Annotated in this window: 10 protein-coding genes; 6 read left to right on the plus strand and 4 right to left on the minus strand. The window is 71.8% G+C overall.

Features of this window, described 5'->3' with window-relative positions; translation table 11 throughout:
• The coding region (locus tag ACRDTB_RS35430; protein ID WP_431436630.1) for a fumarylacetoacetate hydrolase family protein at nucleotides 1-373 on the minus strand (373 nt) is incomplete at its 3' end.
• Between the two features lie 97 nt (nucleotides 374-470).
• On the opposite strand from ACRDTB_RS35430, the gene ACRDTB_RS35435 reads away from it, so the two are divergent.
• The 6 genes from ACRDTB_RS35435 (at nucleotide 471) to ACRDTB_RS35460 (ending at nucleotide 7,130) form a co-directional block, all read left to right on the plus strand.
• A complete protein-coding gene (locus ACRDTB_RS35435; RefSeq protein ID WP_431436620.1) occupies nucleotides 471-1,253 on the plus strand; it encodes a class I SAM-dependent methyltransferase in 783 nt (260 codons plus the stop codon).
• Nucleotides 1,254-1,569: 316 nt separating this feature from the next.
• On the plus strand, nucleotides 1,570-3,162 hold the full coding sequence (locus ACRDTB_RS35440; protein ID WP_431436621.1) for an AMP-binding protein: 1,593 nt from the start codon (nucleotides 1,570-1,572) through the stop codon (nucleotides 3,160-3,162).
• Nucleotides 3,159-4,385 (plus strand): acyl-CoA dehydrogenase family protein, encoded by a 1,227-nt coding sequence (locus tag ACRDTB_RS35445; RefSeq protein WP_431436622.1) that lies wholly within the window; start codon nucleotides 3,159-3,161, stop codon nucleotides 4,383-4,385. Before ACRDTB_RS35440 ends, ACRDTB_RS35445 begins: the two co-directional genes overlap by 4 nt.
• Nucleotides 4,386-4,406: 21 nt before the next feature.
• Nucleotides 4,407-5,156, plus strand: a complete 750-nt coding sequence (locus tag ACRDTB_RS35450; protein ID WP_431436623.1) for an enoyl-CoA hydratase/isomerase family protein — start codon at nucleotides 4,407-4,409, stop codon at nucleotides 5,154-5,156.
• An 82-nt stretch (nucleotides 5,157-5,238) separates the two neighbouring features.
• On the plus strand, nucleotides 5,239-6,177 hold the full coding sequence (locus ACRDTB_RS35455; RefSeq protein ID WP_431436624.1) for a VOC family protein: 939 nt from the start codon (nucleotides 5,239-5,241) through the stop codon (nucleotides 6,175-6,177).
• The gene (locus tag ACRDTB_RS35460; RefSeq protein ID WP_431436626.1) at nucleotides 6,177-7,130 is read left to right on the plus strand and encodes an acyl-CoA dehydrogenase family protein; all 954 of its coding nucleotides are present in this window, start codon (nucleotides 6,177-6,179) and stop codon (nucleotides 7,128-7,130) included. The genes ACRDTB_RS35455 and ACRDTB_RS35460 overlap by 1 nt, the downstream gene beginning before the upstream one ends.
• Before the next feature lie 502 nt (nucleotides 7,131-7,632).
• Here ACRDTB_RS35460 and ACRDTB_RS35465 read toward each other — a convergent pair.
• From ACRDTB_RS35465 to ACRDTB_RS35475, 3 genes are all read right to left on the minus strand, one after another.
• A complete protein-coding gene (locus tag ACRDTB_RS35465; protein ID WP_431436627.1) occupies nucleotides 7,633-8,232 on the minus strand; it encodes a GNAT family N-acetyltransferase in 600 nt (199 codons plus the stop codon).
• A gap of 8 nt (nucleotides 8,233-8,240) precedes the next feature.
• Nucleotides 8,241-9,047, minus strand: coding sequence for an FHA domain-containing protein (locus ACRDTB_RS35470; RefSeq protein ID WP_431436628.1), 807 nt, complete (start codon nucleotides 9,045-9,047; stop codon nucleotides 8,241-8,243).
• 38 nt (nucleotides 9,048-9,085) lie between these two features.
• Nucleotides 9,086-10,154, minus strand: a 1,069-nt coding sequence (locus ACRDTB_RS35475; RefSeq protein ID WP_431436629.1) for a hypothetical protein, incomplete at its 5' end; no start/stop codon positions are given.

Consider the following 10,154-nt stretch of genomic DNA (forward strand, 5'->3'; position numbering starts at 1 on the left):
CCTCCCAGTCGACCTTCTCCGCCCCGCGCGGCACGAGCACGTCGTCGAACGGGCCGACGACCGTGTTGGGGTGCTTGAAGAACACGACCGGCTGCGGCGGCGGGGTCCCGCCGGACTCGACCGCGTGCGCCGCGTAGTTCATCCCGATGCAGACCACCGCCGGGGGCCGGGCGATCGGCGCGCCGACCCGCTCCCCCGCGACGTCGACGGCCGGCAGCTCACCCGCGGCCAGCGCGGCACGCACGCGGGCGATGCCACCGCCGGCGAGGAACGCCCCGTCGAGGTCGGAGGTGATCAGCTCGTCGAGGCCGTGGGCCTGGCCGGTGTCGTCGAGTACCACCGGACGCTCGGCGCCCGGGGCACCCACTCGCATGAGCCGCACGGCGAGCTCCCATCCACTCGTGATCCGAGCACACTCTACGAGGCGGGCGGGCGCGACCTGCGGGTTGTCGGCTCGTACGATCCCGCTCATGTCCGACACCCTGAGCTGGGCCACGAACGTGGACACGAAGGCGCAGGTCGAGCACGACCGGCTGACGTTGTTGCAGGAGGTCTTCGACCCGTTCAGCGCGCGGCTGCTCGACCGGGTAGGTGTGGCGGCGGAGTGGCAGTGCCTCGAGGTGGGCGCGGGTGCCGGGTCGGTGGCGCGGATGCTCGCCGACCGCGCCGGCGCGGCGAACGTGACCGCGACCGACATGAGCATCGACTTCCTCGAGCCGCTCGAGGCGACCGGCATCCGGGTGCTGCACCACGACGTGACCGTGGACGAGCCGCCCGGCGAGTTCGACCTGATCCACTCGCGGTTCGTGCTGGAGCACGTGACCGGTCGGGACGAGGCACTGCGCCGGATGGCGTCGTGGCTGCGGCCGGGCGGCTGGCTGGTGGTGGAAAGCGCCACGCCGACACCGGAGCTGTCGAGCGAACCGGCGGTGGGCCGGGCGCTGTCGGCGCTGGCGAGGCTGATGGCCAGGTTGGTCGGCACGGATCCGGTGTGGGCGCGCCGCCTGCCGGTCGCGCTGGAGGAGGCCGGCCTGACGGACTGCGATGCGGAGGGTCACGTGGTCCCCGCGCGCGGGGGCTCGCCGATGGCCCGCTGGCTGGTCGCGACGCACCGCGTGATCGAGGAGCCGGCCCTGGCCAGCGGCGCCGTGACCGCGGACGAGCTGGCCGCGGCGTACGCGGCGTACGCGAATCCGTCGTTCGTCGACCACACCTGGCTGACGATCGGCGCCCTGGGCCGCCGCCCAACCTGACCACCACCCACCCAACCCGCGAGTGGGTGGCTGTGGACAACTTGGGTGAGAGGGTTCTCGTCCACCGGCGCCACCCTCTTCCGTCGGGTTTCGTCGGTGGGTCGGCGTACGCTGCCAGCCGGGGGGCTGGAGGCCGGCAAACTCCTCTGACCTGCGCCGATCACTCTCCCGCTACGAGGCGGAGATCACCCGAGGGTGGCGCGGTCGTCGGATTCATGCTCGTATGGAACGCAACGGTGCGAGCCTCGTTGAGCGCGAGGGCGGTGCACTCCCTGCCGTCCCGCCTGGCGTGATCCGAGGCGCCAGCGGAGGTGTGATGCGCAAGGAGACGTTGGAGAGTTTCGTTCTCGGCGACGTACTCCGGTCCAGGGCGGACAGTCACCGGACCGACCCGTTCCTCAAGTTCCACGACGGCGAGCTGTCCTACGGCGACGTGCACGCGCAGGCGAACCGGCTCGCGCAGGGCTTCATCGCGCTCGGCGTCGGCAAGGGGGACCACGTCGCGGTGATGCTGCCCAACTGCCCGGAGTTCGTGCCGATCGTGTTCGCGCTGGCCCGCATCGGCGCGGTCGCCGTGCCGGTGAACATCGCGCACCGCGGCGAGATGCTGCGGCACGTCCTGTTCAGCTCCGACGCCACCACGCTCGTCATCGACGGGTCCTATGTGGACAGGATACCCCCGGTGGTGGACCGGTTACCCGGGCTGGGCCGGCTGGTCGTGCGCGGCGGCGACACGGCGCACCTCGGCAGGGCGGCCGTCTCGCTCGCGAGCCTGCGCGACCACGGCGACGACGAGCCGCGCGCCGGCATCGTCTTCTCCGACCTCCAGGCGATCATGTACACGTCCGGCACGACCGGCCCGTCCAAGGGGGCCATGTGCTCCCACGCGCTGGCTCTGACCTGCGCCTACGACTCCCTCAACTACCTCGACCGGTGGGGCAAGACGATCTACTGCCCGCTGCCGCTGTTCCACGCCGCCGGCCTGTGGGACGGGATGTTGTCCGCCCTGCTCTGCGGCGGCGCCCTCGCGGTCGTCGAGCGGTTCAGCGCCTCCCGCTTCTGGGACGACGTCCGCCACTTCGACGCGCAGGTCGCGATGAGCGTGTTCTCCATGATCCCGATCCTGCTGAACCGCGAGCCGACCCCGGACGACAAGAACCATCCGCTCGAGATGTTCTACATGGGCAAGTCCGTCCTCGACGAGCCGCTGCGCGAGCGGTTCGGGGTGCGCTCGGTCGAGACCTACACCTCGACCGAGGCGGGCATCGCCACCGGCAGCCCCTACGGCGAGTGGCGCGTCGGCTCGTGCGGGACCGTCCACGAGGAACGGTTCGTCGCGGCGGTCGTCGACGAGCACGACCGGGAGGTCGGCCCCGGCGAGCCGGGCGAGCTCGTGCTGCGGCCCAAGCAGCCGTACGTGATCACCACCGGCTACTACGGCACGCCGGAGGCGACCGCGGAGACGTTCCGCAACCTGTGGTTCCACACCGGCGACCGGGTGTGGCGCGACGAGGACGGGTACTACTACTTCCTGGACCGGATGAAGGACTCGATCCGCCGCCGCGGCGAGAACATCTCGGCGTTCGACCTGGAGCTGGAAGTCAACACGCACCCGGCCATCCTGGAGAGCGCGGCGATCGGCGTCCCGTCGGAGCTGGAGGACGAGGACGTCAAGCTCGCGGTCGTGCTGCGGCCGGGCTCGACGCTGGACCCCGAGGACCTGGTGGACTTCTGCGCCGAGCGGCTGCCGCGGTACATGGTGCCGCGCTACGTCGAGTTCCTCGACGCGCTGCCGCGCACGCCGACCGACAAGGTCGCGAAGTACCGCCTGCGCGCCGAGGGCGACCGCGGCATCACACCGTCCACATGGGACAGCGAAGCCGGCACCGAACGAGAGAGGACCGCATGAACTGGGAGGACACTCCCTCCGAAGCCGCGTTCCGCGAACAGGTGCGCGCGTTCGTCACCGACCGGTTCCCGGCCGAGTACCGGCCGGACCCGGTCGCCGAGCACAGCCTCGAGCCGGAGGACGTGTGGGGCTACAACTGGCCGGCCGACCGGCACAGCGACGACCCGGCGCGCCGGGAGGGCGCGCTGCGGTGGGCCGCGGCACTCGCCGAGCGCGGCTGGATCACCCCGCACTGGCCGGTCGAGTACGGCGGCGCGGGCCTGTCCCCGATGCTGGAGTTCATCCTGCAGGAGGAGATGATGCGGGCCCGGGTGCCGACCGTGAACGGGATCGGCGCGTTCCTGCTCGGCCCGACGCTGCTGGCGCACGGCACCGAGGAGCAGAAGGCCGAGCACCTGCCGCCGATCGCGCGCGGCGAGCGGACCTGGGCACAGGGCTTCTCCGAGCCGGGGGCGGGCTCCGACCTCGCGTCACTGCGCACGAAGGCGGTGCGGGACGGCGATCATTACGTTGTCAACGGGCAGAAGGCGTGGACCTCTCTCGGCGTGCGGGCGGACTGGTTGTTCGTGCTCGTGCGCACCGATCCGGAGGCACCCAAGCACAAGGGCATCACGTTCCTGCTCGTGGACACGACGACACCCGGCGTGACCGTACGCCCGATCACCGACATTCGCGGTGACGTCCCGTTCGCCGAGGTCTTCTTCGACGACGCACGCGTCCCGGTGGCGAACCGGGTCGGCGAGGAGAACCGCGGCTGGTACGTCGCGATGGACGCGCTGAGCTTCGAGCGGGCCGGCATCGGCGCCACCGTCAAACTCGAGCAGGCGCTGTCCACTTTGGTCACCCACGTGAAGGAGAACGGCCCGTACCTGCGCGCGGACCGGGCCCGCCTGCGGCACGAGATCGCCCGGCGGTACACCGAGGTACGGGTGCTGTACAACCTGGCCCGCTACACGGTGTCCAAGCAGGTCAGCGGCGAGGTTCCGGGCTACGAGGCGTCGGTGAACCAGCTGTTCGGCGCGGAGCTCGCGGGCCGGATCGCCCGCACCGGCGCGGACGCGTTCGGGCCGTACGCGCAGCTCTGGGGCCGCGAGGACGCCCCGCTCGGCGCCGCCTTCACGCACCTGCGGATGGACGCGATCGCGGCGACGTTCCTCGGCGGCACGACGGAGATCCAGCGCAACGTGATCGCCACCCGCGGCCTCGGCCTGCCCAGAAGTTGACCCTGTCGGAAGATGGAGAACATGTCATACGAAACCCTTGACGTACGGATCGAAGATCGGATCGCCTGGATCACGCTCGACCGGCCGGACAAGCTGAACGCGCTGACGCCGGCCTCCATGCACGAGCTCCGGGCGCTGTTCACCGAGCTCGACGACGCCGAGGACGTGCACGTCGCGGTGCTGCGCGGGGCCGGGGACCGGGCGTTCTGCGCCGGCATGGACGTGAAGTGGTCCGAGGGGCTCACCCCGAAGGAGCGGATCGAGCAGGGCAGGCTCGGGGAGAAGACGTTCGCGCTGATCGAGCGGACCTCCGTCCCGGTCATCGCGGCGGTGCACGGCTACGCCGTCGGCGGCGGCCTGGAGCTGGCGCTCGCGGCGGACTTCATCGTCGCCGCGGACAACGCGAAGCTCGGCCTGGTCGAGATCACGCTGTCGGCACGGCCGCCGTACCAGCCGAAGTTCATGAACGGCGAGCCCGACCCGGACCAGCCGGCGTTCGGCGGCTCGGCACCCGGCTGGGGCGGGGTGAAGCGGCTGCCGCGGCGGGTCGGCAAGGCGCGCGCCAAGGAGATGCTGTTCACCGGTGTCCGGCTGGACGCGGCGCGGGCGCTGGAGCTCGGACTGGTCAACAGCGTGTTCGGAGCGGAGGAGTTCGACAAGCGGGTGGGTGAGCTCGCCGAGCGGATCGCCGCGATGAACCGCTACAACCTGCGGCTGGTCAAGGAGCTCGTCGACAACGAGTACGACTGGATCGAGCCGCACCCGAGCTAAGAGGCCAATTCGAAACACTCCTGATCGCCGACCTGACCGATCTAGCGGACCTGTTTTGAATTGGCCTCTGTGAGGAGTTCCCTTGCGTATCTACCGTATCGACCACGTCGCCCAGCTGGTGCCGGACCTCGACGCGCAGGTCTCGTTGCTGGAGAAGGTGTTCGGGTTCCGGGCCGTGTCCCGCTGGGACAACGCCGAGGCCGGCGCGCGCGGCGTGCGGATGGAGATCCCGGGCAGCTGGGGGCACGCGTGGCTGGTGCTCTCCCCCACCGACGAGTCCTCGCCGCTGCGCACCTGGCTGGACGACCACAACGGCCGGCCCGGCCTGCACCACGTCGGCGTCGAGGTCCCGGACCTGGACGCGGCGCTGTCGGAGCTGTCGTCGCGGGGCGTCAAGCTGACCGACGGCGTGCCGGGCAAGTGGGCGGAGGCGTCGCTGTCGCCGCCCGAGCACGGGCCAGGCGTGCTGTTCCGCCTGCGTGGCCCGGGCACGCTCGCCATGTGTGGCGACGACGAGCCCACGCCGGTCGCCGGATCCACTGTGGAGGGTCCGACGCTGGGCGTGGTGGCCCTGGACCACATCTGCCAGGCGTTCCTGGACCGCGACGAGCTGGCCCGGTGGTACGCCGACCTCGCGGGCTTCGTCCAGGTGTGGCGCACGCCCGAGGACGAGCATCCCGACATGGCCGACCTGGTGCTGAACATCCCGGGGTCGAGCATCTGCTGGGAGGTGATCATGCCGCGCGGCGAGGACTCGTTCATCGAGAAGTTCTACTCCCGCAACGGCGCCGCCGCCCACCACGTGACGTTCCAGGTGGCCGACTGGGACGCCGCCCGCGCCGCGTGCGAGCACCACGACATCAACACGTTCGACGACGAGGAGGGGGTCACCGACGGGGCGGCGTGGAAGCATACGTTCATCCACCCCAAGCAGACCGGCGGCGTGCTGGTGCAGCTGTTCTGGGAGGAGCGGCCGGGCGTGTGGGTGCGATCGGACAAGATCCCGCCGGTGAGCCGCTGATGGACCTGACTCTCACCGAGGACCAGGAGCTGGTCCAGCGAACGGCACGGGAGTTCCTGGCCGCGCGCGCCGCCGGCGCGTCGGCCCGTGCCGTCGCGCAGGACCCGGTCGGGTGGTCGGTGGCGCTGTGGAAGGAGATCGTCGAGCTCGGCTGGACCGGCGTGGCATTCGACGAGTCGATGGGGTTCCTCGAGGCGTGCCTGCTGGCCGAGGAGTTCGGCCGGTTCGCGGTGCCGTCGCCGTTCGTCCCGACGCTGTGCTGTGGGATGGCGGTGCCGGCGCTGCGGGAGGAGATCGCGGCCGGCCGGATCTACACCTTCGCGTCCGCTGTGGACGGTGTGGCGTCACTGGTCCCGTACGCGGCGTCGGCGGACGGTTTCGTCGTGGCCACCGGGGACTCCGTCGCCGTCGTGGACGCGTCGGACGTGGAGGTCGAACGGCAGGACGTGATCGGCCTCGATCCCACGTACCGGGTGCGGTTCGGCTCGCTGCCAGCCGAGCGGACCGGCGTGGACCCGTCGCGGGTCGAGGCGTTCGGCGCGGCGGCGCTGTGCGCGGAGATGGTGGGCGGCGCCCAGGCGGTGCTGGACGAGACGGTTTCCTATGCCACGCAACGGGAACAGTTCGGCACGCCGATCGGCACGTTCCAGGCGGTGCAGCACCACTGCGCGAACATGGCCATCGACGTGCTCGGCTCCCGGTTCATCGCGTACGAGGCGATCTGGCGGCTGGGCCGCGGCCTGGACGCGACCTCGGAGGTGGCGGTCGCGAAGTCGTGGGTGAGCGAGGCCTACCAGCGCGTGTGCTCGCTGGGCCACCAGGTTCACGGGGCGATCGGCTTCACCGCCGAGCACGATCTGCACTTCCACACGCGGCACGCGATCGCGGCGGCACTGACCTTCGGCGACGCCGACACGCACACCGAGGCCCTCGCCCAGCACCTCGGCCTGTAGTCGGCCCGGCTGCTGGGCGGGTACCCCGCCCGCCCGACTCGCCTCGCGTCCGTCTATGGCACTGGCGCGCTCGCGATACCCCGGAGCGATGGCCTTCCCGGGCGGCAGTCTCCGAGTTCGTAGCCGGTGCGTTTAGCCGGACATCCGCTGCCGTTCATCGATTGGTCTAGTAGCGCACCGATTGCACTGCTCGCAAGCGCGCGGACCAGCCCACAGGGCAAAACCCTGCCGGACTGAGCGCGCTACGTGAATTGACCATATGCGGAAGCGGATTTGTGCAGGCAGGTCTGCTGCTAGCAATTGCGAGCGCGAGATTTGTCGTTTCTTGACATTGGCGCGATGAGCGGTCGGTGGAGGACGAGCCGAGTAACGAGAAATTGCCGAACTCGGCGCAGCCGCGTTGGACTCGCCGCTCCGCAGCGTTGGACTCGCCGCTCCGCAGCGTTGGACTCGCCGCTCCGGAACGTTGGACTCGCCGGTTCGGAGCGTTGGACTCGCGGGGTTAGAGGTGGCGGGCCATGATTTGGGAGCCGGTGTAGCGGTGGACCACCGTGAAGCCCAGGTGCTCGTAGAAGGCGATCGCACGCTCGTTGGCCAGGCCCACGCCCAGGTGGACCGACGGCACGCCCGCGGCCAGCAGCGCGTCGAACAGCGATTCCAGGAGGCGGCGGCCGTAGCCTCCGCCCTGTAGGCGCGGCAGCAGGTCGATGTGCAGGTGCGCCGGGTAGCGCTCCACGACGTCCTCGCTCGTCTCCGGCGGGTTGTGGATCATGCGGATCAGCCGGTCGTCCGGGCTGCCCGGCGGGAACGACCCGTGCGGATGGCGTGCCCGCAGCGGCGGCCACCAGTCGCGCTCGCACGCCTTCTCGAACGCACGGGTGTCGGCGACGCCCAGCGCGTAGCCCGCCACGCCGGTCTCGTCCTCGCCGACGATCGCCAGCGACGGCGCCAGCCGCAGGTACGGGCCGACGTAGATCTCGCCCAGCAGGTTCGGGTCGCGGTACATGCCGGTCGCGTCCGCACCGCTCGCCCCGGTCAGCAGGCAGATCTCGTACAGCGCCCGCTCGTCACCCGGTCGGAATGCTCGGATCCTGGCTGCCACGGCGTCGATTATCGACCGAGCGGCGTCCAGGGTTCGCCGCCGGGCTCCGGTCCGTCCGGGTCGAGCACCGCGAGGTCCGGCGGCACGACCGTGCGGGTGCGGACGAGCTCACGCAGCAGGTTGTCGGTCAGCGCGCCGCCGTACGGGTCGGGCACCTCGTCCTCGCGCAGCCCCGGGACGCCGCGCCGCGACAGGCGCGTCCGCAGGTCGGTCACCACGCGCTCCAGCCGGCCCGCCCGCCACCGGCCGGGCTGCAGCTCGGCGAGCCGGGCGTCCGCCTCCTGCCAGGTCAGCGGCCGCGGGTTCGCCTCGTGCAACAGGTACCGTCGGCCTAGCACCACGGCCGCCAGCCGCTCGTCGGGGCTCAGCCGCCAGGGCCGCACGACCGCGTGCGGCGCAGGGCCGTCCGGCGCGACCACGAACAGCTCGAGCAGGTGCTCGCGCGGACCGGAGCCCGACACGAACAGCGGCGTGTAGCCCGGTGCGAGCGGCTCCTCGCCGTCGCGGCTCAGCCACCGGGAGTCCGGCAGCCGGATCGGCCGGTTGCCGGTGTTCGCGACCCACCATCGCCCGGCCCGGCACGTGAGCACCCCCTGCCGCCGGCTCACCCGGCGGTCGGCCACGCCGATGGCGACGTGCACCTCCGCGAAGTTCCGTCCGAAGTAGACGGACCGACCCTCCCCCGGGCGTACCCGCACGCCGCCGGACGCCGACAGCGCCAGCAACCCGCCCGGCACCGTGTCGCCACCGCCGAACGCCAGGCTGGGGTGCCCGGCGGGCAGCGCGATCAGCTCGTCGTGGACCACCGGCCCCACGGTAGGAACGATGCCGGGGACCCGTCCCGAGGCGTGCCCTAGGTGGTCGGCGGCAGGTTCGTGGCAACGGAGCGGGCCATGTTCCGGGCGATCGAGCAGAGCCGGCCCGTCGGCGCCTCGCCGGCGATGGCGAGCGAGGCGATCTCGTCGATGTCCTCGCCGTTGTCCAGCCGCACGGTCCGGTGCACCACATGCGCCCGGCACTCCTCGCCGTCCTCGTCCGGCTCCAGGAACACATCGTGCCCGGCGAGCTCGACGTACTCGCCGTCCTCGGCGGTGAGCGGGGTGTTCTGGTTGAAGAACACCGTGGCATCCATCGTCGCCGCCCGGCCGCTCCACTCGCAGATCCACCGGCCGAAGTCCGCCGACGGCTCGGGGTCCAGGCCGGGGATCGCACGCAGCGCCGCCCGGTCGAGGAGCGTGCACGCGTCGACCCGCGCGAGCGAGTCGGCGTCGAACGGCTCCCGCCGCTTCAGCTCGCCGGCCGGCAGCAGCTCGACCGCGCGGTCCCCCGCCACCTGGGCCACCTCGCACACGTCGAGCCGTACGTCGCCGTGCGGGCGGGCGTTGACGTCGATGCGGTTGAGGTCCGCGAGCGTGATGCTGACGTCGCAGCCGCCCTCGTCGTCGGACTCGGCCGGCTCCACCTCGACGGTCGCGCCGGGCGCCGGCCGCTCGTCGGGGTCGGCCTTGTCGAGCAGCTCGAGGGCGACGTCCACCTCGATGTCCTCGCCCTCGGCGTCCTCGCCGAGCTCGATGAGCACGTCGCAGCGGTTGAAGTTGCCGTAGGCCGGATCCTCGACCGCCGGGCCGAACCGCTCGAACGTCTCCGGCTCCAGGAGCGTGCACGGGTCCGCGGTGCGCGGGTCACCGAGGACCGTCCCCTGGGGCCCGTCCACCGGCACGTCCGCCGGCGCGTCCGCGGCCGTGCGCCACGGCGACCAGACGACGAGGCCGAGCAGGACGGCGACCGCGGTCGCACCGGTGAGCACCGCGTGGCGGGCCTGCCGGCGCGGCACGGGCGGCCGCCACGGGTCCACCGGCTCGCCGCTGACGACCCGCGCGAGCATGGCGCGCGCCCGCGCGGCGGTCGGACGGTCCTCACGC

Source organism: Actinophytocola sp., assembly GCF_050699935.1.
Taxonomy (GTDB): domain Bacteria; phylum Actinomycetota; class Actinomycetes; order Mycobacteriales; family Pseudonocardiaceae; genus Actinophytocola.